The sequence below is a fragment of the Candidatus Fukatsuia symbiotica genome, assembly GCF_003122425.1.
Lineage (GTDB): Bacteria > Pseudomonadota > Gammaproteobacteria > Enterobacterales > Enterobacteriaceae > Fukatsuia > Fukatsuia symbiotica.
In genome coordinates this window covers 1,184,209-1,211,049 of sequence record NZ_CP021659.1, presented here as the reverse complement: position 1 = coordinate 1,211,049, position 26,841 = coordinate 1,184,209, and the positions used below count along the sequence as shown (strand labels likewise).

29 protein-coding genes, 4 tRNA genes and 5 pseudogenes are annotated in these 26,841 nt (G+C 43.7%); 24 read left to right on the top strand and 14 right to left on the bottom strand.

Annotation, left to right across the window (positions count from 1 at the left end; genetic code table 11):
* Positions 1-411 precede the first annotated feature (411 nt).
* Positions 412-1,104, bottom strand: a complete 693-nt coding sequence (locus CCS41_RS05965) for an XRE family transcriptional regulator (RefSeq protein WP_119797344.1) — start codon at positions 1,102-1,104, stop codon at positions 412-414.
* 131 nt (positions 1,105-1,235) lie between these two features.
* Here CCS41_RS05965 and CCS41_RS05960 point away from each other — a divergent pair, with 131 nt between their 5' ends.
* The 11 genes and pseudogenes from CCS41_RS05960 (at position 1,236) to CCS41_RS05910 (ending at position 8,469) form a co-directional block, all read left to right on the top strand.
* Positions 1,236-1,466, top strand: a complete 231-nt coding sequence (locus tag CCS41_RS05960; RefSeq protein ID WP_119797343.1) for a transcriptional regulator — start codon at positions 1,236-1,238, stop codon at positions 1,464-1,466.
* A 65-nt stretch (positions 1,467-1,531) separates the two neighbouring features.
* Complete coding sequence (locus CCS41_RS05955; protein ID WP_119797342.1) at positions 1,532-1,978, top strand: YmfL family putative regulatory protein; 447 nt, start codon at positions 1,532-1,534, stop codon at positions 1,976-1,978.
* Positions 1,979-2,090: 112 nt separating this feature from the next.
* Positions 2,091-3,053, top strand: a complete 963-nt coding sequence (locus tag CCS41_RS05950) for a replication protein (protein ID WP_119797341.1) — start codon at positions 2,091-2,093, stop codon at positions 3,051-3,053.
* Entirely contained in the window at positions 3,053-3,646 is a 594-nt protein-coding gene (locus tag CCS41_RS05945; RefSeq protein WP_119797340.1) for a DUF6475 domain-containing protein, read from the top strand. Before CCS41_RS05950 ends, CCS41_RS05945 begins: the two co-directional genes overlap by 1 nt.
* A gap of 92 nt (positions 3,647-3,738) precedes the next feature.
* The gene (locus CCS41_RS05940) at positions 3,739-4,227 is read left to right on the top strand and encodes an antiterminator Q family protein (protein WP_119797733.1); all 489 of its coding nucleotides are present in this window, start codon (positions 3,739-3,741) and stop codon (positions 4,225-4,227) included.
* A gap of 392 nt (positions 4,228-4,619) precedes the next feature.
* The gene (locus CCS41_RS05935) at positions 4,620-4,853 is read left to right on the top strand and encodes a BRO-N domain-containing protein (protein WP_205411498.1); all 234 of its coding nucleotides are present in this window, start codon (positions 4,620-4,622) and stop codon (positions 4,851-4,853) included.
* Between the two features lie 238 nt (positions 4,854-5,091).
* Positions 5,092-5,409, top strand: coding sequence for a hypothetical protein (locus CCS41_RS05930; protein ID WP_205411497.1), 318 nt, complete (start codon positions 5,092-5,094; stop codon positions 5,407-5,409).
* Positions 5,410-5,522: 113 nt separating this feature from the next.
* Complete coding sequence (locus CCS41_RS05925; protein ID WP_119797339.1) at positions 5,523-5,777, top strand: type II toxin-antitoxin system Phd/YefM family antitoxin; 255 nt, start codon at positions 5,523-5,525, stop codon at positions 5,775-5,777.
* Positions 5,770-6,024 carry a Txe/YoeB family addiction module toxin gene (locus CCS41_RS05920; RefSeq protein ID WP_119797338.1) on the top strand — a complete coding sequence of 85 codons (255 nt, stop codon included), beginning with the start codon at positions 5,770-5,772 and terminating at the stop codon, positions 6,022-6,024. The genes CCS41_RS05925 and CCS41_RS05920 overlap by 8 nt, the downstream gene beginning before the upstream one ends.
* A 331-nt stretch (positions 6,025-6,355) precedes the next feature.
* Positions 6,356-7,081, top strand: coding sequence for a helix-turn-helix transcriptional regulator (locus CCS41_RS05915; RefSeq protein ID WP_240313861.1), 726 nt, complete (start codon positions 6,356-6,358; stop codon positions 7,079-7,081).
* Between the two features lie 105 nt (positions 7,082-7,186).
* Positions 7,187-8,469 (top strand): annotated as a pseudogene (locus tag CCS41_RS05910) (cytosine permease).
* Positions 8,470-9,562: 1,093 nt separating this feature from the next.
* On the opposite strand, the gene CCS41_RS05890 reads toward CCS41_RS05910, so the two are convergent.
* On the bottom strand, positions 9,563-9,874 hold the full coding sequence (locus CCS41_RS05890; RefSeq protein ID WP_205411496.1) for a hypothetical protein: 312 nt from the start codon (positions 9,872-9,874) through the stop codon (positions 9,563-9,565).
* 395 nt (positions 9,875-10,269) lie between these two features.
* Here CCS41_RS05890 and CCS41_RS05885 point away from each other — a divergent pair.
* From CCS41_RS05885 to CCS41_RS05855, 8 genes and pseudogenes are all read left to right on the top strand, one after another.
* A pseudogene (locus tag CCS41_RS05885) lies at positions 10,270-10,456 on the top strand (class II holin family protein).
* The gene (locus CCS41_RS05880) at positions 10,453-10,971 is read left to right on the top strand and encodes a lysozyme (RefSeq protein ID WP_119797333.1); all 519 of its coding nucleotides are present in this window, start codon (positions 10,453-10,455) and stop codon (positions 10,969-10,971) included. The pseudogene CCS41_RS05885 and the gene CCS41_RS05880 overlap by 4 nt, the downstream one beginning before the upstream one ends.
* 62 nt (positions 10,972-11,033) lie before the next feature.
* Positions 11,034-11,423, top strand: a complete 390-nt coding sequence (locus CCS41_RS05875) for a lysis protein (protein ID WP_119797332.1) — start codon at positions 11,034-11,036, stop codon at positions 11,421-11,423.
* 254 nt (positions 11,424-11,677) lie between these two features.
* Complete coding sequence (locus CCS41_RS16515; protein WP_240313860.1) at positions 11,678-11,929, top strand: KilA-N domain-containing protein; 252 nt, start codon at positions 11,678-11,680, stop codon at positions 11,927-11,929.
* A 9-nt stretch (positions 11,930-11,938) separates the two neighbouring features.
* Positions 11,939-12,208, top strand: a complete 270-nt coding sequence (locus tag CCS41_RS16510) for a hypothetical protein (RefSeq protein ID WP_240313859.1) — start codon at positions 11,939-11,941, stop codon at positions 12,206-12,208.
* A gap of 264 nt (positions 12,209-12,472) precedes the next feature.
* Entirely contained in the window at positions 12,473-12,685 is a 213-nt protein-coding gene (locus tag CCS41_RS05865; protein WP_119797331.1) for a hypothetical protein, read from the top strand.
* Between the two features lie 17 nt (positions 12,686-12,702).
* Complete coding sequence (locus CCS41_RS05860) at positions 12,703-12,984, top strand: helix-turn-helix domain-containing protein (RefSeq protein ID WP_119797330.1); 282 nt, start codon at positions 12,703-12,705, stop codon at positions 12,982-12,984.
* Positions 12,985-13,198: 214 nt separating this feature from the next.
* A complete protein-coding gene (locus tag CCS41_RS05855) occupies positions 13,199-14,158 on the top strand; it encodes an IS110 family RNA-guided transposase (RefSeq protein WP_162859989.1) in 960 nt (319 codons plus the stop codon).
* On the opposite strand, the gene CCS41_RS05850 is transcribed toward CCS41_RS05855, so the two are convergent.
* On the bottom strand, positions 14,153-15,565 hold the full coding sequence (locus CCS41_RS05850; RefSeq protein WP_072551002.1) for a CoA transferase: 1,413 nt from the start codon (positions 15,563-15,565) through the stop codon (positions 14,153-14,155). The genes CCS41_RS05855 and CCS41_RS05850 overlap by 6 nt on opposite strands.
* 440 nt (positions 15,566-16,005) lie before the next feature.
* Here CCS41_RS05850 and CCS41_RS05845 point away from each other — a divergent pair, with 440 nt between their 5' ends.
* A complete protein-coding gene (locus CCS41_RS05845) occupies positions 16,006-16,704 on the top strand; it encodes an XAC2610-related protein (protein ID WP_072551001.1) in 699 nt (232 codons plus the stop codon).
* Positions 16,705-16,790: 86 nt separating this feature from the next.
* Here CCS41_RS05845 and CCS41_RS16505 read toward each other — a convergent pair.
* The 4 genes and pseudogenes from CCS41_RS16505 to CCS41_RS05825 all read right to left on the bottom strand — a co-directional run.
* Positions 16,791-17,259, bottom strand: a pseudogene (locus CCS41_RS16505) (IS5 family transposase); the annotation flags it as partial.
* Between the two features lie 223 nt (positions 17,260-17,482).
* Positions 17,483-17,632, bottom strand: a pseudogene (locus tag CCS41_RS05835) (ISKra4 family transposase); the annotation flags it as partial.
* On the bottom strand, positions 17,625-17,825 hold the full coding sequence (locus CCS41_RS05830) for a hypothetical protein (protein WP_119797328.1): 201 nt from the start codon (positions 17,823-17,825) through the stop codon (positions 17,625-17,627). The gene CCS41_RS05830 and the pseudogene CCS41_RS05835, both read right to left, overlap by 8 nt.
* 91 nt (positions 17,826-17,916) lie before the next feature.
* Positions 17,917-18,258 carry an IS630 transposase-related protein gene (locus CCS41_RS05825; protein ID WP_072551000.1) on the bottom strand — a complete coding sequence of 114 codons (342 nt, stop codon included), beginning with the start codon at positions 18,256-18,258 and terminating at the stop codon, positions 17,917-17,919.
* Positions 18,259-18,298: 40 nt separating this feature from the next.
* Between CCS41_RS05825 and CCS41_RS05820 the strand changes: the two are divergent.
* Positions 18,299-18,483, top strand: a pseudogene (locus tag CCS41_RS05820) (IS5/IS1182 family transposase); the annotation flags it as partial.
* 276 nt (positions 18,484-18,759) lie between these two features.
* Here CCS41_RS05820 and CCS41_RS05815 read toward each other — a convergent pair.
* The 3 genes from CCS41_RS05815 to gltX form a co-directional block, all read right to left on the bottom strand.
* Entirely contained in the window at positions 18,760-19,038 is a 279-nt protein-coding gene (locus tag CCS41_RS05815; protein ID WP_240313857.1) for an integrase arm-type DNA-binding domain-containing protein, read from the bottom strand.
* A gap of 196 nt (positions 19,039-19,234) precedes the next feature.
* Positions 19,235-19,310 (bottom strand) — tRNA-Ala (locus CCS41_RS05810).
* A gap of 456 nt (positions 19,311-19,766) precedes the next feature.
* The gene (gene gltX / locus CCS41_RS05805) at positions 19,767-21,173 is read right to left on the bottom strand and encodes a glutamate--tRNA ligase (protein ID WP_072550999.1); all 1,407 of its coding nucleotides are present in this window, start codon (positions 21,171-21,173) and stop codon (positions 19,767-19,769) included.
* Positions 21,174-21,425: 252 nt separating this feature from the next.
* Between gltX and CCS41_RS05800 the strand changes: the two genes are divergently transcribed.
* The 3 genes from CCS41_RS05800 to CCS41_RS05790 all read left to right on the top strand — a co-directional run bounded on the left by CCS41_RS05800 (position 21,426) and on the right by CCS41_RS05790 (position 21,699).
* A tRNA-Val gene (locus tag CCS41_RS05800) sits at positions 21,426-21,501 on the top strand.
* Between the two features lie 32 nt (positions 21,502-21,533).
* Positions 21,534-21,609 (top strand) — tRNA-Val (locus CCS41_RS05795).
* Between the two features lie 14 nt (positions 21,610-21,623).
* Positions 21,624-21,699: transfer RNA gene (locus CCS41_RS05790), tRNA-Lys, on the top strand.
* Between the two features lie 205 nt (positions 21,700-21,904).
* Here the strand turns inward: CCS41_RS05790 and tldD are convergent.
* From tldD to mreC, 4 genes are all read right to left on the bottom strand, one after another.
* A complete protein-coding gene (gene tldD / locus CCS41_RS05785; RefSeq protein ID WP_072550998.1) occupies positions 21,905-23,350 on the bottom strand; it encodes a metalloprotease TldD in 1,446 nt (481 codons plus the stop codon).
* A gap of 240 nt (positions 23,351-23,590) precedes the next feature.
* Positions 23,591-25,087 (bottom strand): ribonuclease G, encoded by a 1,497-nt coding sequence (gene rng, locus CCS41_RS05780; RefSeq protein ID WP_072550997.1) that lies wholly within the window; start codon positions 25,085-25,087, stop codon positions 23,591-23,593.
* Positions 25,088-25,153: 66 nt separating this feature from the next.
* Positions 25,154-25,642, bottom strand: coding sequence for a rod shape-determining protein MreD (gene mreD / locus CCS41_RS05775; protein WP_072550996.1), 489 nt, complete (start codon positions 25,640-25,642; stop codon positions 25,154-25,156).
* Positions 25,639-26,751 (bottom strand): rod shape-determining protein MreC, encoded by a 1,113-nt coding sequence (gene mreC, locus CCS41_RS05770; protein ID WP_083429658.1) that lies wholly within the window; start codon positions 26,749-26,751, stop codon positions 25,639-25,641. The genes mreD and mreC overlap by 4 nt, the downstream gene beginning before the upstream one ends.
* Positions 26,752-26,841: the final 90 nt, after the last annotated feature.

Genomic DNA, 26,841 nt, shown 5'->3' with positions numbered 1-26,841 from the left:
GGTAAACGCAAGGGTGCACTTTGTCAGTGCTACCAAACCCCAAATTGTTAAAGAGCATCCGCCTGAGCGGGGTATATCGGGCATTCTATTTCGCGAATCATTCCGATTTTCATGCGCCTCGGACGGCTACTTCGTGGGCTTTCCTTGCCTGCTTCGCGGGGTGCTTGCCGTGTTGATAAAATATATGATAGTACGAACGATTATTTTAGTCAATCGCTTGTTCGATAAATATTTATAGCTTGTGCGATTCAATAAGAATGCAACACGTATTTATTTTCAAAAATACGTCTATTTTTCGATTGGCTGTATCTTATTACTTGAATTTGTTGCGTTTGTGTAATGAAGGTTTTTTGAAAAATACAAGGTCGGAAAGGAAGCCCACTCAAGCGAGTGGGCTGAAAAAAATAAAGTTTAATCAATTATGCCGGCAACATAATATACTTTTCCTATTATTGTTAACTCCTTTTTAGGGACAATCACTTCTGGATAATCAGAAGGGTTATTACTTTTCAAACGTATTTTTTCTTCAGGGAGTTCGAACAGTGTACGAAACATGCCAATACCACCAAAAGAGACAGCATAAATTTTTCCATTTTTAATATCCGTATAACTCGTATCCAATGTCACCATATCTTTTTCATTGATAGCAGGAGACATACTGTCGTCTTGCGCTACGATGGCGATAGAGTCATCAACCGAAACCTGAGCATTCACTGCAACTATTTTAGGAAGCCAAAACATAGATTCAAAGTCCTTTTTACCCCCTACGCCGGGGGTAAGCACCCACTCTATGCGGTTATATATTGTTAATGGATACACATCCTTTTTGGCTCTTTCTTCTGGATCATAACAAGCGACAGTATTAGAAATTGACAGGGGCATATCGACACCCAGAGTCGATTTCATTTCACCGATCCCTTCAGCAAGCCAGTGGGGGTTAATATTTAAAACCCGGGCTATCCTGAACAATCTTTTTGAACTGGCTCCTCCGCCGCTTGCCAAGCGCCACACACTAGATTGTGCCATGCCTACTGCTTTGGCTAAAGAACCCTGTGTATATCCAGCTTCCTTCATAGCTAGACTCAATCTTGCTGAAAAGTCCACGTGATTACCCCTCTTTTATTAACTCTTATGATTGTATCGCTTACACGATATTCAATCAAACCGTAATAACGATTGACATTTAACTTGGTTTATGACTAAAATCGCTTTTTAAAAGATAGGAAGCACGATTTATGAGAAATATAGGGTTAGAGAAAGCGATTGCTTTTGTCGGTAATCAAAGAGTTCTAGCTAACAAGTGTGGCAAGGCTCAATCAACAATTAGTGACTGGTTAAACGGGAATAAACGTGTAGCACCAGAAACCGTCCCTGCCTTAGTGAAGGCCACAGAGGGGAGAGTATTGGCTTACGAGTTTCGCCCTGATTTACCCGACCTTTTTCCACGTCCAAGTAAAGTATCCTGACTTTATTACCACCAATTCTCTCACAATCTGAGTAGAAATATAACCACAGAGGAAGCATTGGAATCATGGATAAACGCGCATTAATTAACCGGATGTGTGAACATATTGAAGGGGGAAGGAGTGTCGCAGCGGCTTATCTCGGTGTGTCTGAAGCCAAGTTTAACAATCGGTTATACGAAAGCAAAGGTTGTCGATTTTTTAGCGTTGATGAATTACTGGCCTTGCAAACGTTGAGTCAATCAACCCTGGTCGCGGAGTACTTCGCCGAGCGATCAGATGCACTCGTCGTCCCCATCCCTTCAGCCGATGAGGTCGATACGGTAGAACTGCATCACATGGGGTTACGCACCACAATTAAGCGCAGTGCAGTAGATAAGCTGATCCTGGATGCGATTAACAATGACGGTGCGGTTGATGAAAAAGAAAAGCAGAAAATCATTGAGGCTCACCGTAAACACATGGCAATGCGAGATTCTGAAATCAAAGCCACCTTGCTGGTTTACGCTAAGTAAAAACACCGCGACTGCAGATCAGACGAGTACGACGAAAATTTCGTCGTTCAAAATAAGAACAAAACAGGATAGGTTTTGAAAACGATCAAGAATGCGGCATAGGAAATAGAAAATGAGCATGAGCCAAGCTGGACAGGGTAACGACAGGGCAATAGACAGACAAGAACAACGTGTGGCGAATATTGATGAGGGCTATACCCGTTTGGCTAACGAATTATACGAAGAGCTTATTGGTGTTAATTTGACACGAACTCAAGCGAAGGTCGTGCATGCTGTTTGTCGTAAGACGTATGGTTTCCACAAGAGTATGGATAGGATCACAGATAGCCAGCTAGCCGATCTGTGTCGGATAACGCGTCCAAAAGCCAATGTGGTCAAAAATGAGTTAATCAAAATGAGGGTGTTATTGAGCGAAGGGAAGAAAATGGGTCTTAATAAGAATTTGTCGGAGTGGATCATCGCGAACTGCTCTCAAATTGAGAACACTGTACCTAAAACAGGAACAATAAAAAATGTTTCCAACACGATAACAGAAAGTGTTCTCAAAACAATGACACCCGATATATCTGAAGATGTTCCCAAAACGATAACAGAAAGTGTTCTCAAAACGATAACAAAGGTGTTCCCAATTCGAGAACACACAAAAGAAACTATTACAAAAAAAAGGAAAGAAATTATAACCCCTTTATCCCCTTTCGGGGATGAGCGTGTAAAAACGGTTTTTGCGTTCTGGCAAAAAAATCTGGTGCACCCCCAGGCCAGGCTGGACAAAAAACGCGCTAAGCGCATTCAGGCGCGGCTGAAAGAAAAATTCAGTGCGGAAGACCTCTGCCAGGCGATAACCGGTGCGACCTACGACCCTTGGTTGATGGGCAAAAACCCTGAAAACAAGCGCTACGACGGCATCGATACCGTGCTACGGGATGCCGCGCAGGTCGAGCGCCTGATGGGCCTGGCGGGTAATCACTATGCCAAGGCCCTCGCCCACGGTAAATATTCAGCGACCACGGCCAGAAACATCCAGAATTTACAAAGCTGGATGAGCGGCAGCGAGAACACGGGAGCACCTTTCTGATGAACGAGGCAGAAAAACCACAATTCGCGCAATCGATGGCGGCAGTAGGGGAAATATACGGCCGTGAGATATCAGAAATCATGGTGGATATTTACTGGAACGCGTTGAAAAACTACGAGATGACCGACGTTCAAAAAGCCTTTCAGGGGCATACTCGTGACACGGACAACGGTCAATTTTTCCCCAAGCCTGCCGACCTCATCCGGCATATCGACGGCAACAAGGACGGCAAAGCGTTAAGAGCCTGGTCGAAAGCCTACCAAGCCATTCGCCGTTACGGTCGTCGTAACAGCGTGGTGTTTGACGATGCATTAATCCATGCGGTGATAGAGGAGATGGGCGGCTGGATAGATTTTGCCGGGATGAGTGAGGAGGACGCGCCTTTTCGTGCCAGAGAATTTGAAAAAAGGTATCGCTCTGGGTTATTGACTGGGGTGGGTAACTACTTGCCGGTACTCATTGGTATGGACGATGCGCACAACATACTGGGCGGCTTTCAGGAAAAGCCGGCCCCTTTTTTGATGGGTGATACGGCGCGATGCCAGTTGGTGCTGAGTGGTGTTCCCGCCCTTGAGTTGAAAGGGGTAGCCTGATGGACGCTTTTTGCCTGCATGAAGCAAGCCCTGGCATCGGAGACGTAGAAAGGCGGCAGGAGGGAGATAATCATAACGGAACAGGAGGCAGCATGAACGTCGCACAACTTAGGCTCAATAATGAGCAGTATCACTGGGTTAACCACTGGCTGGAACGCTGGGGTGCTTGGGTGTACAGCGGCAGACTTGAGAAGCCACAGAGTAGCATCATCGCCCACTACATGGCGAAGGTAAATCCGCAAGAAAGCCCTACAAGACTAATGTGCAACGATGATGACGGATTATTGATCTCTCGGGTAGTCGATACGGTGATGCGCGTTGATATCAAGGCATTTAAGATTGTGCTCAGTTATTACGTACAATGCACATCAAGGCGTGCGATTGCCAATTATTATCACCACTGTGCCTCGCCCCGTAAAATGAATGGACGAGGGGGAGACAGAGTCAAGAAACCTTCGTTTGGAACCTGTAGGAATGAAATCGACGCTATCTTAGAGGCGGCGGTGTGGCTTTTATATCAACCTCTGCAAAAGGCTTTTGACTCGCGCAAACCAGTCGCCAAAATACATAAAACCGCATAAATATGTTGACTTTTTTTAGCCATTTAGCCACTATTGCAGGGTACGTTGCCGTGTCTGTGTATTGATAACGGGTAATAGTAAAGCCCTGGCCTTCGCTGTCGGGGTTTTTTGCATTTGAATTTGACGAAAAAGATATCTGGGGTTATATTCAGCTCGTAGCCGCAAAATCGGCTATCGGGCGTAGCAACCTGGATATCTACTCAGCGCACAACCGCGTTATGCGGTTTTTTTGTGTGCACAGTCACACTCTAAATTACGGTGGACTGGACAGGGGAGCCGTAAGGCTCGCCGGTACTTGAGTAGACCGGTATTGCTACACCCGTTCAGTTCACCACCAGTAAGCGTAGCAACTTCGGTGGTGATGGTTAACCAGATACGCAAAAGGTGAAGCTATGACTACTCAACCCATTCAAACTGTTAGTTTTTCATTTCACGAAATTTACGATGTACGAGTTCAGATAATCAATGCTGAACCTTGGTTCTGCTTGAAAGATGTTTGCGAAGTTTTAACTATTGCAAACGCTCATAGGGTGGCATCTGAAATGCTTGATGTAAAGGGGGTACGTAAAGCGTATACCCTTACAAAAGGGGGGACAGCAAGAGCTGTCTTACATCAACGAACCTAATCTCTACCGCGTTATATTTCGCAGTAACAAACCAGAGGCTAAACAGTTTCAGGATTGGGTATTCAATGAAGTACTACCACAAATAAGAAAAACGGGGACATATCAAAATCCAGAATACCAACCTCAATCCCCCGCACTTCTCAATGACGCCGATTTAAATAACCTTACACGGTTAGTCTGGTGCATAAGTAATGGATTCAAGTTCAATCGGGCGTGGAGTAACGGTATCTGGTACGCCTTGCGCAAGGTAACAGGTATCCCCTCACCGAAACAGTTCCAGGTAGACCAGATACCTATGCTAGCTGAAGAATGCCGCCGTATCTACGCTATAACCAATCAATTTAAAGAGGTTATTTTTGAAGCGGAAAAGCAGGTTATCCGGCGTTGTCTCCGCAAGCGAGAAGAAGCCGAAACGGTAATCAGCGAAATGAAACAACTACTCAATGCTGCGACACAAAAGGATTATGCCACGCTCAACACCACATTGGCGAAATGGGAAGAACGTGAAATTACTGCATTCTTCCGGCGTGACCATGACTGTATGGCTAATTATTAATCGATCTTATACTCCTAGTACTTTTCCAAGAAGTTATCAAAAAGTAGAAAACTTGTAATTGTACAGTATTTCTGTACAATTACTGTGATTGATCTAATCTGGGAATAGACGAAATGTTTAACACAACTTATAGCGCCGCCAGGAAAAATCTTGCTTCAATCATGACTCAAACCGTTCAGGATTGTGAACCCATACTGATAACACGGAAAAATGGAGAAGATTGTGTTTTGATTTCCAGTTCAGAGTACGGAAGTCTTAAAGAAACCGCTGATCTACTACTATGCTCTCCAGCAAATACCATGCACCTGCTAACATCGTTAGAGCAGGCGAGTAAAGGGGAATTGCGGGAACGTCAGCTTGATGAATAAGCTTTTTACTGACGAATCCTGGCGAGATTACCTTTACTGGCAACAAAACGATAAAAAGCTTGTTAAGAGGATTAATGAGCTTATTAAAGATATAGAGCGTACTCCTTTTAGTGGCATAGGTAAGCCTAAGTCTTTAAAACATAATTTATCTGGTTATTGGTCACGACGAATTAACGAAGAACACCGGCTTATATATAAAATAGACGATACACGTATAGTGATTATATCGTGTCGTTATCATTACTGAAACGTTAGCGTGATAAGCTATTGAACGACAAAATTTATTAGAATTAGATGTTAAAAACCTTAGTTAGTCGCTTTTACGTTGACTCGTTCATAAAAACGACTATTAACCTCATAAAAACTCTCACCCCCCCCCAAAAAAAATATGTTTATTTTATAAACAAAATAAAAAGTAGAAAAATGAATGTATTAGATACAATTGGACAAAAAATATTACATTTATCCTTGTTATATCCACTCCAAGAGAGTAACGTTCACTCAAAGTGACCTCGACTTCTTACTTTGTTGTCGTCGCCCTAAGTAGATTTGCCTGAATATATATGAGGGGGCTATGTATGATGGATGAAGTTAATTGCAGAAAAGAGACTGAGTCTCATAAGTTGATTGTAGAATCTCTTAATTCACTTTCATTTAGGTCGTTTATGGACATAAGTGAGCACTCTTGGGGAGTGAAAGATCGCGAATCTCGATTTGTTTATATGAATCCGGTAGCGTTGGATATGTGTAATATACCCGTTGGATTTGATGTTGAAGGTCGCCTGGATGATGAATGCCCTGCACCTTGGGCAGAATTTGCCTCCGACTTCCGAAAGCAAGATCGAGAGACTGAGAAAAGCGGAAAAAATGTAGCGATAATTACAACACAATACTACGGCAGGCAGCCGAAACTTGAACCTTATTATGCGGAAAAATCGCCGTTATACAATAAGATCGGCGAATGTATAGGTACCATTTGGTGTGCAAAAAAATTCAATTTTCTTAGCATTTCTCAATATGTTAATAAACTCACTCCCTCGGTATTGATATTGGAACCGCCTGTATGTGATACGTTTGATGATAAAGAACTTGAAGTGATGTTTTATCTACAACAGTCACTGCCCAGTAAGGTGATAGCCCAAAAGCTCAATATTTCTTACTGCATGCTCGAAGGATACAGAGGATCGATATATCAAAAGGCTGGTGTCAATTCAATGAAGCAATTTCAAGAATTTTGTGAATCAACTGGTTTTAATCGGTATATCCCAAAGGAACTTATACAGCCTGGTGTACAGTTTGTTTAGTTCTAAAATCTAAATGCGGCAGGGTTTTCTATTAAAGTAAGAGGATTACCTGTACCGTATCGCTATTCTACAATTTTTACATACTTTTTAAGGACAAAAGGATTAATGGACAAGGATAAACCTACCACTGACGATTACGTTGCCGAGCGTGTCCCTCTAACTGCACGCTCAAGCTTCCTCAGTGTTGCTTTGGTGCGTATTGGCATGACGACTGCGTTATCTCAATTTATGTTAGGTGCGATGCTGGGTAATTCGATGACCTTTGGTCAAGCGATGCTCGCTACCTTACTGGGTAGTTTAATTCTCGAATTTGTTAGCCTGGGGCTAGGGTTAGCGGGTTCTCGCGAGGGATTATCGACGAGTCTTTTAGCACGCTGGTGTGGGTTTGGGCGTTTCGGGTCGGTGTTAATCGGAATACTGCTTACTATCAGTCTGGTGGGCTGGTTCGGTGTACAAAATGCCGTTTTTGCTCATAGTCTGGATTATGCGTTAGGGGGACGATTGGGGTTTACCTGGTCTGCTGTGCTGGCAGGAGGTGCGCTCACGGTATTGGTTGCCTTTGGGTTTCGCGCCTTAAGTTGGGCAGCAAAAATAACAGTGCCCCTTTTCTTTCTGGTAATAGGCTGGATTTCATTCGGTATTTTGCAGGAACACACACTCTCTCATCTTGTTACCCGTCTTCCTATGGGAGCACCGATGACACTCGGGGCCGGTGCCACTATTGTTGCCGGTGGCTATATGGTAGGGGCCCTTATCACCCCCGATATTAGTCGCTTCTGCCAAAACGGTCGGCATGTATTTTGGATGACTTTGATTTCTATCATTGTTGGAGAATTTATTTTCAACGGCATTGCCATATTGGTTGCTCGTGCACTCAATACCGCCGATGTCGTCACTATCATGACCCAAAGCGCGGGCTGGATAGGCTTGTTGACCGTTATTCTTGCGACGACCAAGAACAACGATGCCTGTTTGTATTCTTCATCACTTTCCTTAGCAAACGTTGTGGAAGGTGTCACCTGTAGGAAATTGAGTCGTACAAAGCTGACGATAATATTAGGTGTGGTCGGCACCCTGCTATCAATGCTGGGGATTTTAGAGCGTTTTACGGGTTTCCTTATTCTACTCGGCGTTGTTTTTCCGCCTATTGCAGGCGTGATGCTGGTGGACTATTACATTTTACGTACCAGCCGTCACTTACTTGATGTAACATGCCAGAGACAGACGTTACCAGAATCAACACAATTAATGGGCTGGCCTGCCGTTGCTGCTTGTATCCTGGGCGCCATCGGGGAATGACTATCGAATTCGGTATTCCGTCATTCAATTCGCTGATTATCGCCTGTGTCGTCTACAGTGTCCTCGTTAAAGTGAGGCTGGAAAAATGAGACTACTGAATAGTGTATAACATTATAATTTTAATCAAAAATTAATAATAATTTCTAAACTAGAACCAGTATCTTCAGATAAAATGGGTATAACACTTTGTTGGTTAGCTCTCTCATGTGAACAAATCTGATGTCAGTCGTAGCCGAATCTATGATAGATTTTGGTTCATAGCATGTTCCTATAGGCATTAATCCATCCCAGGGAGCTTCACAGTCTCGAGGTCTTTCTTGAATAGCTTGAGCATGCATGGGTAATAATAAAATGGGTAATACCATTAAAAACTTTTTTATATTTTTCATCTAATCTCTCTCGTTTTCACAATAAGTTGAAGAAATAGACTATCCCGCCCACGGGGAAAAATGGGGAAACAGGATAAATCTTTCTCATATGTCTGTTTCATTTTCTGATTGAAAAAATGTATTACCTATGTTGGCAGACGTCTTTTCACACGAACATATTTTTGATGGGAAAAACTGAATCTCTCCCGATTTCCAAAGCTCTTGGCATACATTTGAAATTGTTCTTTCATGAGAAGCCCAGGCGAACATTGGCAATAATAAGATAGGTAATTTCAAGAGAGTCTTTTGCATATACCTGTCTCCCGCTTTCCGATTAGCATCATTTGATATGTACAGAGTTTATTTCTCTCATTAAGCATAGTCACAATAATAGTTATTTTCCTTTATCATTCTGATGACTACCGATTATTAGTCAGTGAGAATAAACAGGATACGAGACACACTAAAAGAGTGGAAAGAAACACTATAAGTAATGATGTCCCCTGAAAATTTCGTGGTTTTCTTTAAAGGAAATCGTTATGAAGACACGATACCCACCGGTCAAAAAGTTTTTATTGATAAAAATGGAAATATAAGACTGAATATATTGAACATTGAGGTTCAGAAGGATTTTGCCAGAAATGTTGAGAACATCAGTAAAAGGGGACGGCCCATGCCTATTTATTAAGCATTTTTTCAGGCGCACGTGGCCTTTTTACATGTCAGTAACCCGCAGACCTGTTCATATTACCTGAGTGTGAGAACAGCCCGTAAATTTTTTGACAGACAGGATAGCGTTGGGATAGGTATGCACCTACTTTTTAATCCCTATCTGTTCTTCCTGTTCGCCCATACCCACATGCAAAGAAGGCGCGGACGAGCTGGCTAATTGATTCAATACGGAATAATAATTATCCAGCAATACACTGAATTTTTTCAGCTTGTTGCCGATGAGTCTGCGTTTGAGCTTGGCAATATAACACGGGGGAAGTGTGTACTCTGTGAGGCAGGTTTCTTTTTCCAGCCAGGCTTGCATGTCTTCAAGCTTTTCAAGCACGGGTTCTGCCAACACATTAAATTCTTTACGTTTATCTCCGAGCGTATTTATTCCCGAGAACCAGGCCAAGGAAAAAGGTAAACAGACTGATAACCGGAGAGTAATCTTGTAAGAACTTTATGCTTTCATCCTTATGCCATTATTGATTTTTTTCGGTGGTGCCGTTTGGCTGGCCGCCTTTCACCGGGAAGCAAATGAACACCGTCAATATAAAGAGGTAACAATACGTTACCTCTTCTTTCGTTGTTGGGGAATAGCAGGAAGCACACGCCGGGCGAGAGTGATACCCGGCAATTATTAAGGGCTGCGCATCGCGTGGCCTTTTTTCATTTTAGCGCCTCCCTCCACTGCCCATCAGTGCCCATAACTTTTATTCATGAAGGGGTCAGGAGGGCAGCGCTATTTCTATGACACCCCCGACCCCTAGCGGGAAACGGTATCCCCACTCAGAGACGAGAATGAGCATGGAAAAACTGACCACCGGCGTTGCCTACGGGGCTTCCGCCGGTAGCATCCTGAATGGTTTGCTAAACAGCTACAGCCCGGAACAATGGAACGCCATTGGCGTACTCGCTGGCGGTGCTGACCTATTTGACCAATCTGTATTTCAAGATTAAAGAAGACCGGCGTAAGAGCGCAACAAGCCAATGAGCAAGCTAAGCAAACCCATGCTGGGACTGATTTTGGCAGGGACGACAGCGACCGCCCTTCTTACGCAATTTCTGCATGAGAAAGAGGGTAATCGGCTGACGGCCTATCGAGACGGCGCTAACGTGTGGACAATTTGCCGCGGTGCGACACGAGTTGATGACAAGCCGGTAATGCAAGGCCTGCAACTCAGTGCAGAGAAATGCGAGCAGGTTAACAAATTTGAGGTGAATAAGGCGATTGCCTGGGTAGAACGTCATGTTCAGGTGCCGTTAAGCGACGCCCAGAAAGCCGGTATTGCCTCGTTTTGTCCGTATAACATCGGTGCAGGCAAATGCCTTTCCTCTACCTTTTATCGCAAACTCAATGCCGGTGACTACCACGGTGCCTGTGCTGAAATTAAACGCTGGCTATTTGACGGCGGTAAAGATTGCCGCATTCGAGCTAATAACTGTGCAGGTCAAGTGATGAGACGCGCGCAAGAAAGTGAACTCACCTGTTGGGGACTCGATGTTTAATCGCTTATTTTTTATCCTGATGAGTCTCATTCTGCTCGTCAGTCTGGTGGCGGTTTATTACCATGCTGAATCAGAAAAAAAAAGACAGCGTCATCAAAATGATAAGGAATGAGCGCGATAACCTCTTTATCATGCTCCAAACAACGCAAAAGCAACATCAACAAATAGCCGTGCTTGATAACAAACACACCCAGGAATTAACCGATGCTAAAACTCAGCTCGCGGCCCTTGAACGTGATGTTCTTGCTGGCCAGCGTCGGATGCAGCTCGCTGCCCGCTGTGAAAAATTGCCCGCCACCCCCACGGCCACCCGCCTGGATGATGCTGCCGGTGCCCGACTTGACGACGCCGTTGTCAACGATTATTTCCGTCTCCGAAAAGGCATTGAAATAGTCACGCAGCAAATTGCGGGCTTGCAAGCGTACGTTACCCAGGTTTGTTTGACCCAATAAATAATCGAGAAGATAACGTTGGGTTACGGTGTTAGCGCCATGCGCATTTGAAATGCGACCCCTTAAACTACCCGTTTTACTGGTTAACCCATGGCTCACTTCGGTGGGCTTTTTTATGTCTGTGCTTCACACGCGTATTCACACCAAGAACCTTTTCAGGAATGAACCTTTGAGGAAGCCAGTAGTGGTAGGCGTACTCTCTTGGACTGGTATTCCTGTGTGACAAGGGTTCATTACTGAACAGGAACCACGTAATGAAATACCCCCTCGTTTTCATTGAAAACACCCCTATTCGCAGCAATGAGTATGGCACTTATCATCTCAATGATATGCATAAAGCCGCTGTTGACGCTTGTATGGCAAAGAAATGGCAGGTACCTAGCCAATTCTTAAATACCGACGGTGTGGTTCAGTATATTGAAGAAGTGACCAAAGTGCTAAAAAACACTTTGGAACAAAATCAAATACTTAAAACCATTCATGGCGGTAACAGTCGAGGCACCTAGGCACATGAGTTGATTGCTCTTCGCTATGCGGCATGGTTATCACCGGCTTTTGAGTTCAAGGTTTATCAAACCTTTCATGAGGTTGTCATACGTCGAATGAGTGTCATGGCGCAGCTTCACCGTCTTGATAGGGTGATTAATCGCGAGGAAAAAACCATCAGTGATTGTGCACGAAAAATGCGTCACTGGGGGAGGGGTGGCAGAAAGACAGAGTTACAGACCAAGAGACAAAGAATGAGAGAAGCAGCCCAGTTATCGATTCCCAGTCTAGCATCATGAAATGCCAAATAGCAGAAAACTATCGCATTTGAAATACATCCGTTAAATAGCGGTCAGTCGTCTTCATGATGAAGACAACTGTCCTCCTCCATGTTGAGGAGACAGGTTTCATTCATCATTCTCAGAATGCAAAATCACACTCTGGAATAAAATCCACCGGTTAGCACTGCCGCGCGCTGTTTTTTCCTATTCATTTTATTCACTTTTATCGACATCATTTTATGATATGTCGATCACATTAACACATCCACACAGGAGCAAACTATGTACACCATCAAAGTTAATTTCGGCAACGGTCGAGGTGAAATCGGCTATCCTAGCGTCAATTGGAGCTGGAACCGCAATTCTCAGTGCCTTGATATCGTCTCCGAGGGCATCAGTAATGCCATTCATCTTGCCTCCTCTGATACTGCCTTTGTGCTGAACGCTGCAGGCCAGCCGGTAGCGACCTATACCCATCTCGATAAATCCCCCTAACCCAAGGAATGCTCACCATGGCAAAACCTGACTGGGAGGCCATCGAATCGGCTTACCGCGCGGGTGCGTTGTCTGTCCGTGCGATAGCAAAACGCTATCAGGTACCTGAATCGACCCTCAGGAAGTTTGCAGTAAGAAACGCGTGGCAAAGAGACCTGACCGAGAAAGTGGCAGCAGCCACAAAAGATAAAGTGGTGCGCAGTGCGGCTGTGCGCACTTTTTCTACTAAAAATACCGTGCGCACCGACCACGATATTATTGAACAAGCTTCGGATGAAGCCTTATATCTTGATTATTAACTTTCAAAGGTTGATGATCCCCAACTGATCATTGGGATGTCACCGGAGAGTTTGTTTGCGCCCTTAGGCTTAAAGCTTGTGCAGTCAGATAAAACCCCGGTGACATATTTATCGTCGCCTGTAAGACCGAACGGTATCTTGTGCTAAGAGCACGTATTTATAAGGAAGGTCGGGGCGATCATTTAATTATCTGTTTTTCATGGGAGAATCAGCCATGGACAAGACCTCAGTGGGTATTGATGTTGCCAAATTAAAATTCGATGTTGCAGTGTGGGTAGAGAGAAAAAAGTATAAAACAAAAGCATTCCCGAATACCCCCTCTGGATTTAGCCAACTACTGAAATGGCTTATCCCTTACGGGGATTGTCATATTTGTCTCGAAGCCACAGGGAGTTACAGTGTTCCACTGGCTATGTTCTTAGTTGATAATGGCATTGACGTCAGCCTAGAAAACCCATCACGTATTCATGCCTTTGGTGAGAGTGAACTGAGTCGGAACAAGACGGATCAGGGGGATGCAAAAATGATAGTGCGCTACTGCGCACTGCATACACCTGTCCTCTGGACTCCTCCTCCCTTGAGCGAACGTCAATTAACCGCGCTAGTACGCCATCTAAAGAGTTTAGAGGAAATGAGGCAAATGCAAGAAAATCGGCAATCAGTGGCTGACGATGTCGTTCAATCCTCACTGCTTGAAATCATTTCTGCACTTAAACAACAAATCCAGGCCACCAAAGAAAAAATAAAAAACCATATCGATAACGATCCTGACTTAAAGAAAAATAAAGCGTTGCTGGAGAGTATTCCTGGTATCGGTGAAATACTAAGTGCCAGTTTGCTGGCGTATGTGGGTAATGTGTCAAAATTCACTAACAGTAAGGCAGTGGTGGCCTATGCCGGGCTTAACCCAAAACTTTGTGAATCAGGTTTATTTAAAGGACGGAGCCGCCTATCAAAACGGGGTCATACCGAGCTCAGGAAAGCGTTGTATATGCCCGCTCTGGCTGCCCTTTCTTGTAATCCGATAGTGAAAGCACAGTGGCAACGACTCGTATCACGCCATAAAGGGGGTAAAATGGGCGTCTGTGCAGCAATGCGCAAATTACTCCAACTGGCGTATGGTGTGCTGAAATCAGGCATCCCATTCGATACAAAAATAGCACTTGCATCATGATGGGCAAGACGGTATCTGATAGAGACCACAAGGTGTTTCCTCACAGAAGGTTTCCGGTACTAGATAAGCATGATCTTTTCCGATTCCTGCAACTTGTCGGACATAATTCTTATCGAAGATACCCATTTCTAGTAACCATAAAGACAACCTTGTAAGGGAGAGACGGATACGGTAACTTCCTCCCTCGATAGCCCTTCTTTTAAGTGCAACCATCGCACCAAGGGCGCCAAGCCAAGACATGGCGTAATCATTAACAACGAATATCTCAGTTAAGCGCGGATCCTCAGCTGTACCTTCCAGCGAAAGTATTCCACTAACTCCCCCAGCATTTTGATCGAAACCAATACGGTTGGCCCAAGGACCTTGATGGCCGTAAAGTGACATATCAACATGGATAATGCCAGGTTTAAGAGAGCTTATTGATTCTGCGGATAAATGTAACTTTTCCAGATAACCTGGCCTACGATTCGAGAAGAAAATATCGGCTCCCTTTAGGAGGGTATGGAATTTTTCCATTCCTTCTGTCTGACCGATCTCAAGTATTTTTGAACGCATACCCACATTTGCCGAGTAGTAAATCATATCAAATTCAAAATCCATGGGGCGCCAGATATTCAGTACATCGGCACCATGATAAGCCAGTGCACGACCGAAACCCGATCCGGCAATAACATGACCAAGCCCCAGTGCACGTATCCCGTCCAGCGGATGCTTAGGGCTATGCGTGAAAGGAACAGGTTTACTATCTCCAATTTTTTCGATTTCGATGAGTGGTAATGCATCGATATAAGGGAATTGTTCACAGGTTAAAAACTCTTCGACAGTACGGATGACGGTTGCCTGAATGCCATGACGATTGGCCGCCTCTTCAAGTTTAAAGGAATTCCATTTCTTAACGATCTCGGCAATAGCACTAGGATCTTCGTGACAACCTAATAATTTCAGTGTCTCAGCTTTGCTCTTAGGATAAGGATTCACCAATTGGATCCGACGATTATCTAGGGTTTCATACATACAACTTGGCATAAATGGTTTTTTTAGATCTTCCGGTGTACCTGGAGGGCATCCGTTGAGCAATTCCCATTTTCTATCGTAGAAGGGGCAGAGGCGGTGCAGTACCTGCCCGAGATTAATAGAAAGATTTTGACTTTGACCCGTTCGCATACGCCATATGTCTGCAACTGCAATGGCTTTCGCCATAAGGCTGACGCCTGCCATAGTCGCGAGCGGCAGTGGGCTGCTGATAATCGGATCTTTTCCGGTAAAACTTACAGAGCCACCACCAGAATTGAGATGTAGCCCGACACTTTCAATAACCTTTGTTAATTCACGTACAGGATCAAGAATATTGTCACTTTGCATGGGATGGGCTAGGGCTTGGAGGATATTTTTTTGTCTCGTATTCATAAGCATAATGTCCTTTTTTATATAAGGTAAATTATGATAGCTTTTATTAATGGGGGTTATTTAATATCAATCGATTAGCATGTGTTTTTAACATCAATTTGCATCGGTCCCGCTATACAGGATCTCTCTGCATTATCAATCAACTCAGCCTAAATTAGGTTAACTGTTTTTCGCAATATGTGTATCAATTCAGTTCTCAATGAACATGGCTCAGCGGGGAGATGACCTATTTGCAAGCAGAGTCACACTATCGAGTGTCATACTGTAATACAATCATATTGATGGCTATTTTTCTCCAACTCCCTCTAACAGTCACACCATTATGGTTTTATCCGTAGCGTATTGGCTGCTGAAAAAACGTAAAGCAAAATCATAACGGACACATACTTTATAATTGTTTATTTGGATAGACCGTTATCACATGCAGAGGGGTAGGCTATATGATTTCAAACAGGTTCCTGGCGATTTTTTTATCTGTGTTCTCTACTTGGGCACTTTCAGCTAACACAAACATCTCATTGTTTAAAAAAACATCAAAACAATGGGATTTCGTTTTAAAAGTTGCCAATTGTAATGATGATGAACTTTCTCCAAGCTGTGAGGGAGCAGGTACCCTGGATATTTTTAACAAAGGTCGGGATGATTTGTTTCAACGCATTACTATTAAGAAAATAGGTATCCAACTGGATACTACGAATAAAACAACAGTTAATACGGTAACAATAGACGATAAAGATAATAGTACATTGGTTATTGATGACTTCAATTTCGATAATCACGATGATATTGCTTTGCTCAATGGCTATGATGGGGGTTATGGCTCGCCATCCTATAATATTTATCTCTTTGATGTAGATAAAAAACAATTCCTGTTCAGTAAAACGTTGACTGTACTGGCGAGTGAGGGGATGGGATTATTTGATGTCGATAAAAAAAAGAGAACCTTAACGACTTTTATGAAAAGCGGTGCCTCTTGGTCGCAAGAATCCACTTACAAGGTCGTTCACAATACACCCATGTTAATTAGCGATGTGACAAAAGAATATTTATTTAACGAGAATATGTTAGAGATCACTATTCGTAATCTGGTAGAGGGTCAGTGGGAAATTTCGAAGAAAAAAAGCAAATTTACACAGTAATCTGGAAGATCTTATATAGTGTCGTCATGAAATTTTGAGCCATAGAGCAAGGCACCGTATTTGTAACATCCGAAAGAGGCAGTTTATAGTTTATCCAGAAGAGCAGGTGCCGCTGTACAATCATGAATTTCACCTCCCGTGATTTCAAAGGCAACAGGTAATCCGTAAGCATCCACACCGAGATGAATTTTTGTGGTGTTACCTGCTCTGCTTTTGCCAATCGCCTCCGGTGCCAATGCTTGCAGCACCGGTACTGTGTTGATGCGCTTTTACGTCACTGCCATCAATAAATTGCCATTCCAAATCAGGGTCATCAACTCACGCTTTGAACATAGATAGCCATTTCCCTTTTTTCGACCCATTATTGAATTTTTTTAAAATAGAATTCCAGCGGCCAAATTGTTCAGAGAGGTCACATCATGGGCATCCTGTGCGTAGTCGGAAAAACATGCCTTCTACCATTAAACGTAATTTTGGCTTGTCATAAATAATGTGTTGAAGCATGATACCTTTCAGCTTCGGCCAGAGCTCATCATTGAACATCAATCGGGGCATCGCAAACTCGTCTTATTAGGTGTAGGAACTGTAATAATACGAATTTGCTATTATTTTTCAATTCTTTATTATCAAACGTCAACAGCCCCTAACACAGAATTATGAACACTCTCAAATCAGGAAAGTTTATTTCTATCTCCCGTGGAGCAGTTCTATCTATTAGCTGCTTAAAAAATAGGTACACCGTTTCCAATTCATTTATCTCTATTAATGCAACAAAACCAATTTTGACACCGGGGCGCCAACGCTCAAATTGAGCCTTTAGCTCATCATTCAAAACAACTGTTCGTGTCTGAAGCAAATAATGAGCACCTTCCTGGCTCCATTACATCTGTTGCTTTTTAACCCTCCGCTTTGCAATAACTTCAATTATCCATCACAAGGACCGCGCCTGGAGGGGATTTTGGCAGTAAATCTTGGGTGACCCAGGCATAAAAAATATCGCTGTTGATATGGCAGTCGAAGGTACAAACCGTGGTTAATGTTCCGTTAAGCTGGGCACCAATGACATAAGTACGGGCTTTAGCATGCCAATCGTGCTGGCCGTAACAGCGCTTACCTTTCACTCAATAACCATAAAGACGCGGCATATCATGGGAAAAACCGCTTTCATCCACGTAAATTATCGGGGTATCACAGGTTTCATAGGCCTGTATCTTAGTCTGAAAATCTTTTCGAGCTTGGACGTCGATTTTGGGATGATAAAATGTTTTTTTTATAGCTAAACCCAGCCCGTTTTAACGCATCGCCTATCCCTCGAGCACTGACCCCCATACGTTGAGCGCGTTCGTATTGAGACGCCTCAGGATAGGTTTCCACATCAAGGAGCAACGCGGCGCGATTTATTTTGGTCGCCGGTTTATCACGCGTTAGGCAAGGGTCGATACGTTTAGCCCAGCGCATTAGGCTCGCTATCCCCACACAAAAACGTGTCGCCGTTTCGGCATAAGTGAGCTTTTCTTGCTTTTTAATAGCCAAGACATGTTGGCGGAATTTTATGCCATAACATCATTAAAGAAGCAGAAGAAGCCGGCATGCAAATCGTAAAATTCAACGCGAATACGATAAAGTGCTCTACAAACATCGACATCTCGTGGAGAATGCTTTTCTACTCTACACCTAAAGCGCTGGCGGGGGATTGCTACTCGCTATGTAAAGAATACCTCCTCTTTTCCCGCTGCTGTACAAATACGATGCCTTGCTCTATGGCTCAGTATTTCATGACGACACTATTTAAATCATTCCCTAGAAAACTACAAAGTGACCTAGGTACCTTGTTTTCTGCTCGATTATTTTAAATCAATTTATATGGAGCCATATAGTAACTGAGCAGTATGCTAAACGCCTTGTTATGGCACTGTTGACAAAGTTTGTTTTGAAATAAGCTTGTTTTTTACGTGGTTTAAAAGATAAGAGACCGACATTATCCAATCAAAGCAAGTGTTTTTACAAAAAAAACGAGCACCGTATTCTTAGGCATAAGTGCTACGGTTATAGGCTCTACGGATTTGGTGTGTATCCAACATGTACCAAGGCTGCTTCGATCACATCTGGAGCAAATCCTTTCCTTGCCTCTACCAGAGACAAAGTAGGGTAATGTCCTGGTGTTAACGTTGTCTGCTTTTTCGTTGTAGGGTGGTAGTAACGTAGACGCCATGTTTTAACGCCTGATGATTTAACAAACAGCAGTAATCCACCACCGTATAAAGATAAATCTTTGTTGGGTGCCTTTGCCGCTTCCACTTCGGTATTAGTCAAAGGTTTTGCTTGTATTGCCATATTAATCACCATAGTAGGACTACGGGACTACCTATTTTAAGGACTAGAGAATAGAGTCTCAAATCTAGTCCCTAAAAAACAGAGTATAACCCTGCCACACCGAAAGACAACAGGCAATAAAAAACCCACAAACTTAGTTAGAGTGCGGGTTTTTCTTGTTTTACCGGTACTCGCTGGTGAGTGCCGATAGAGTATTTGGTGGAGCTAGACGGGATCGAACCGTCGACCTCTTGCATGCCATGCAAGCGCTCTCCCAGCTGAGCTATAGCCCCACAAGCCTAAACATATTAAACGCTTCGAACCGCCCGCATCATATGAAACCACTGAAATAGTGTCAATGGTTAAATCAACCTTTTACGTTGAGCGTTGAAAAAGACGCCAAATTCACATCACTCAATAGATTTGCGAATGGATCTAAGAACCTGTTCGAAATCTTTTGTGCTCGCTGATACTTCGTCAAAAACGAGTTCAAAATGCTCACTTACTCTATGTAAACTGCGCTTTTTCGCTCATTTTTTCCTTGTCTGAGCGTCGCTCAAGAAGATTTAGAACAGGCTCTAAGACCTATTCGAAACCGTCATGAACAGCCAGAAAAAGAAAAAATCGAAGAAAAAGCACCGTCACTGTATATAGCACAAGACAATAATGAGCGTTTTACACCTATTTTTCACGAAGTATATCAAAGAGCATAATAATCTCGAACAGGCGTTATACTACCAAGGCATCAATTATTGAGCTTCACGTGCGGTAATAAATTTTAGTGCTCCATCGATACGGGTGAGCGTCCGCTGCTGACCAATAGCGCAAACAGTCACATCTATTGAAGGAGACTGACCACTTCCTGTCACTGCCACACGTAGTGGCATCCCAATTTGCCCCATACCGATACCGAGTGCCACCGCAGTGCTTTGTAGTGCCTGGTGAATGTTTTCCACATTCCATTCAGAAATTGCAGCCAGTTTAGTACGCAGTGCTTCTAATGGTTGACGGTCTAACGGACGCAAATGCTTTTTTGCCATATCTGCATCAAACTCATCAAACTCCTCATAAAAATAGCGGCAAGAGCTGGCCATTTCTTTCAGTGTTTTGCAACGTTCACCAAGTAACTTAATGATTTCAACCAATTGTGGTCCATTACGGGTATCAATACCTTGTTGTTTTATATGCCAAGAGAGATAAACTGCGACACTTTCCGGTGGAAGATGGTTAATGTAATGATGATTTAGCCACAGCAGTTTTTCAGTATTAAATGCGCTTGCAGATTTACTGATAGCATCAAATGTAAACAACGTTTTCATCTGCTCTAGAGAAAAAATTTCCTGATCACCACAAGACCAGCCCAAACGTACTAAGTAGTTTAGCAAAGCTTCTGGCAAATAACCGTCATCACGGTATTGCATCACGCTGACAGCACCATGACGCTTTGACAATTTTTTACCATCATCTCCCAAAATCATCGATACATGAGCATACTCAGGTATCGGTGCCCCTAAAGCATGCAGAATATTGATTTGACGCGGAGTATTATTGATATGATCTTCACCACGGACCACATGGGTAATTTGCATATCCCAGTCATCGATAACGACACAAAAGTTATAAGTGGGAGAACCATCACTACGACGAATAATTAAATCATCCAACTCCGCATTACTAACTTCAATTAATCCGCGAATTTTATCATTAAAAGCGACGGATCCTTCTTGTGGATTACGAAAACGTACTACCGAGCATTGATCCGAATTATACTGGCTATCGCGACAATGACCGTCATAACGGGGTTTCTCTCCTTTGGCCATTTGCGCTGCACGTAACGCCTCAAGACGCTCCCTGGAGCAACAGCACCGATATGCCTTACCATCTTCTAGCATCTGATCGATCACACTGTTGTAGCGATCAAAACGCTGAGTCTGCAAATACGGGCCTTCATCCCAGTCCAAATTCAACCAATTCATGCCGTCCATAATCGTATCAATAGCTTCTTGAGTTGAGCGTTCCCGATCAGTATCCTCAATCCTCAATACAAATTCACCGCCCAAATGACGAGAAAACAACCAGGAATATAGTGCTGTACGGGCACCACCTACATGTAAGTAGCCAGTAGGACTGGGGGCAAAACGGGTTTTGATTTTCATTCGGATGCCTTATTACGCTACGCTATATCAGCAAATGCTGACGATTGCCTTGGATGGGGAAAAATTAGCTAGCATTCTACCACTCCGCTTCGATTCCTCAACGCTGTTACTATCTGCTACACATTCATACGACCCCAATTGATAATGACATCATAATATTCTGACTAAATTTGCTGCTAATGACGGTTTTCGTTTTAAAAAGCGTTGACTCACTTACAACTATCCCTATAATGCGACTCCAATAACGCGACGGGGCGATTAGCTCAGTTGGTAGAGCATCTCCCTTACAAGGAGGGGGTCATCAGTTCGAATCTGGTATCGCCCACCAAACTCGGCGTGTTAAGGTATAAAAGAAATGATGGGCGATTAGCTCAGTTGGTAGAGCATCTCCCTTACAAGGAGGGGGTCATCAGTTCGAATCTGGTATCGCCCACCAGAACGTGTTTTTTTGGGTCGTTAGCTCAGTCGGTAGAGCAGTTGACTTTTAATCAATTGGTCGCAGGTTCGAATCCTGCACGACCCACCAAATTCCTCATCAGCCACTCCCATTTAGTAACAGTGATCCACTCAGCCAACTCACCCCGAGAAAACTAAAATTATCCTGAGTGAGTTAACTTGATCTTTAAGCACAACATTTGGCGACTACGCGCCATCCGTTAAATCATTTCTATCCAACACTTCATATTTAATTTCTCCACGCGACCACCCTGTTGTTCAAGTGATTACTTGACTCAGACCGTACCCCCGACCGTCAAATTATCCAGTTTCAATGTAGGTTGCCCAACACCCACCGGCACACTTTGTCCTTCTTTACCACAGACGCCAACACCTTTATCTAAAGCCAGATCATTGCCAACCATCGAAATCTGTTTCATTGCCTCAATACCAGAACCAATCAAGGTTGCACCTTTCACGGCATCAGTAATGCGGCCTTCCTTAATCAGATACGCTTCTGAGGTCGAAAAGACAAATTTCCCCGAGGTGATATCCACCTGACCACCACTAAAATTCGGTGCATACAAACCGTGTTTTACGCTGGCGATAATTTCCTCTGGTGTCGATGTGCCCGCTAACATATAAGTGTTGGTCATTCGTGGCATCGGCAAGTGAGCGTAGGATTCACGACGACCATTACCCGTCGGTGCCACACCCATTAAACGTGCATTCAGTTTATCCTGCATATAACCCTTTAAAATACCGTTTTCAATGAGAACATTGTACTGACCAAGGACACCTTCATCATCTATAGACAGTGAACCACGGCGATTTGCCAAAGTGCCATTATCAACCACCGTGCAACAAGGAGAAGCGACAAGTTCCCCCATCTGACCACTGAATACCGAGCTACCACGACGATTAAAATCACCTTCCAGACCATGTCCAACCGCTTCATGCAGTAATACACCCGGCCAACCTGCACCCAAGATCACCGGCATCGTTCCCGCTGGGGCAGCAATGGCCGAAAGATTGACCAGGGCTATTCTGACGGCTTCTTTAGCAAAAACATCAGCACGTACTTCACCATCAATTGATGTAAGAAAATAATCATAGCCACAACGACCACCGCCACCACTGGCACCACGTTCCCGTTTGCCATTTTCTTCAATTAATACACTTACCGATAGACGTACTAACGGCCGCACGTCTGCCGCCAATGTGCCATCGGTGGCAGCGACCAAAATTAGCTCATAAACTCCGGTCAGGCTGGCACTGACTTCCTGTACTCGATGATCTTCCTCACGAGCAGTTTTATCCACACGGTGTAGTAACGCAATTTTGTCTTCCCGTGATAAGCTTTCCAGTGGGTTCAATAACGGGTAACGCCGACAATGGACAATTTCTCTCAACTGATGAACTTTACTATTGCCGTTATCGCTAACAATGCTACGTGCCGCTTGTGCACTCTGCTGCAATGCATTGAGGGTTATTTGATCTGCATAGGCGAATCCGGTTTTTTCGCCGCTGACTGCTCGTACCCCAACACCTTGGTCAATATGGTAAGACCCTTCTTTAATGATACTGTCTTCAATCACCCAAGCTTCGTGATAGCACGATTGAAAATAGAGATCAGCATAGTCAAGGTGTCGTTGATTCAATTGTTCAAGTACTGAAAACAGATCTTGATGATTTAATTTGTGAGCAGCGAGTAGCTGCTCACTAACAAAAGTGAGGCTCATATTTTTATCGCTCTTTATTAGACTTCTTGCAAAATCGTCACGAGTGACGACACACAGCAACCGCAGTGTACATACGAGTACATGAGAACTGCGAACACCACGTAACGTAGAATTCGCGCCACGCAGCAGGTTATGCAAGAGGTCTATTAGATTAATTATTATTAAAGGGCACTATCAAACACCAGGCCTCTTCCAAAACGATTTTATACAACACGAATATCTTTAATATCTTTTATAATGCTAAGTTGCAACAGAATATTTGTCACTCATGCAACGCAGGTGAAACTGCTCTTGACGATAAAGTGGTTCAACCTGTATTTTTATCGGCTTACCAGTGACAGTTTCTATTGCCGCCAACACATCAGACTCTTCGTTTTTTAATGCGTTACTCACAGCAGAAGAGGTACAAACCAGAAGATCATTTGCAGGATAATCGTGACGAAAACGCAAAATTTCACGCAAAATTTCGTAGCATACTGTCTCCAGAGATTTTATCGTCCCGCGGCCATGACAGTTCGGGCAATGATGACATAAAACATGTTCAATACTTTCGCGCGTACGCTTACGAGTCATTTCCACCAGCCCTAGCTGCGAAAAATCGCTGAAGGTGGTTTTTACCCGATCTTTACTCAATGCTTGTTCCAAAGCTTGTAATACCTTTTGACGATGCTCCTGGCTATTCATATCGATGAAATCAATAATGATGATGCCACCCAAATTACGTAATCGCAGCTGACGGGCAATAACCTGTGTGGCTTCAATATTGGTATTGAAGATAGTTTCATCAAGATTACGCTGCCCCACAAAGGCACCAGTATTGATATCAATGGTGGTCATGGCTTCAGTTTGATCGAAAACCAAGTAACCACCTGAACGTAAGACCACTTTGCGATCCAATGAATACTGAATTTCCTTCTCAACATTGTGGCGAGCAAAGAGAGGCTGATTACCCGTGTAGTGCTCCAGTTTTGGTACCATTGCAGGAATATACTCAGTAGTAAATTTTACCAAAAGATCATAGGTCAGTTTAGAATCAACCAGAATGCGATCAAGTTCAGCAGCAGCAAAATCACGCAAAATACGCTGCTCGAGTGACAATTCCCGATAAAGTATGTCGGATTTTACTGTGCTGTTTTTTTTCCGTTTAGTGATTTTTTCCCATAACCGTTTGAGAAAAATAACATCGGCCAACAATTCTTCCTCACTGATATTTTCGGCAGCAGTACGCACAATAAACCCCTGCACCGGACCACAATGCGACGTAATGATACTTTTTAAACGCTCACGTTCTTTTTCATTTTCAATACGCCGAGAAACACCAACATGTGCCACCTTGGGCATCAGCACCAAATAACGAGAAGGCAAACTGATATCAGTCGTCAAACGGGCACCCTTAGTACCTAGCGGCTCTTTAACCACTTGCACCATTAAACTCTTCCCCGAATCAACCAGTTCGGCAATATCCCGATTCTGAATTTTTTTCGTTTCATCTTTAGCAGTATATGGGGTATCGGATACGATGTCTGACGCATGAAGAAATCCTGCTTTCTCTAAACCAATATCAACAAAAGCCGCCTGCATTCCCGGCAATACTCGACCAACGAAACCTTTATAAATATTGCCTACTATGCCTTTTTTTGCTTCACGCTCAATGTGAATTTCTTGCACAATACCATCATCGATATAAGCTATCCGTGTTTCATATGCAGTAATATTGACCAATAATTCAGTGGTCATGTAATCCTCTCGTACGCAATAGACCTTTTCACGAAAGCTGAAGGCTACTTGAAACGTAGCTCATCCTCATTGCACTCTGAACTGACGGCGAACTTTGCGCATTAATAAAAACAGCCAAGGCCATAGAATACCGTTTATTACGCTGCTATAGAAAATCTCCGGACGAAACGAAACGTTAATCACCAAAAATTCAGCCCAAAACACCACAATATCCCGCATGAGTACCAGTAATACCACAATGAGTGCCTGTTGCCACAACGCCATATTACGGAATAACTGAAATCTAAAAGCGGCAAAATAAGCCACTAGGCTTAATCCCAGTGCGCGGACACCCAAGGTCGATCCCAGAATAAGATCCATAATCAAGCCAAGAACAAAAGCACTACCGACATTAACCCGATGCGGCAATGCTATCACCCAATAGATCAACACCAGAGTCAACCAAGAAGGACGAAACATATACATTTGCTCCGGCCAAGGCATAATCTGTAAGACCATCGCCAACAGAAATGATAGCCAGATTATCCAACGACCATGACTATACAAGGCACTCATGGTATTACACCATCCCGAACTGACGGTGTATTCGTCATCGGAACCAATGGCCTCACGATATTTGTTGGCTCACGACCATGTGATGTTGTACTTTCAAAACCGACCGTGCCTGGTGAATCAGATGTTGTCTGATATGGGCAATTTTCATCGATTTGAGTACATTCTCTAGGCGTGGGCGCTTTAACTTGATCCCATTCACCACGCGGGTGAAGCAGGTCTACCATCTGTGTCAGACGTTCTTTGGCCACCTGATGGACAGCATCCGGCGCCAAGGGTGTATCGCCATGACGATCCCCAGCCCACAACAATAGCAGATAGCGTAAGCGTTGTAAGTCCGCCGTGGGGCGTGCCTGAATCATAGTATAAGCACGCTGATTATCTACTTTTACCGAAGAAACAATCGCAACCGGATAACCTTCAGAAAAACGCCCGCCTAGTCCCGATGTCACCAACATATCACCGACACGGATATCGGTATTGCTCGGCAGATGCTCCAATATTAAATCATCAGCACAGCCCCCTCCCGCAGCGATCACCCTAATATCATTACGCAATACCTGAATCGGCAACGCGTGGGAGATATCGCAAATTAATACCACGCGACTCGTGAATTTACTGACCGCCGTTACCTGACCAACAACCCCACGATCGCTGATAACCGGTTGACCTTCATAAACACCGTTATTACTGCCTTTATCAATAACCACTTGATCACTATAGGGATCAGTACCACTGGACATCACTTGCGTTACCATCTTATGCTCATCCTGACGCAAAGGAGAACCCAGTAACTCACGCAAACGAATGTTTTCGTGTTTAAATTGTTTCAATAGTTGTAAATCAGCATTTTTAAATAACAACTCCTGACGTAACACACTATTTTCCAGTTCAATCTGCTGTCTTGTTGCTAGCGTTTCAGAAACACCATCCAATAGAACACGTGGCCCATTAGCGAGAAAATAGAAAGGACTGACCAAGGTATCCATGTAAGTTCGTATTTTAACAAACGAACCGAACCGACTATCAGCAATAATCAGCGCAATGGCTGCAATGGCTGCAATGAACAGTCGCAGCTGCAGAGATGGACCCCGGCTAAACATTGGCTTCATAAATTACGCAAACTCCTCGACGACACCAAGAGGAGACACTAAATCCGCTGAGCGTAGAGTTCGTTCACCTGATTCAGCGTTCCCTTATCC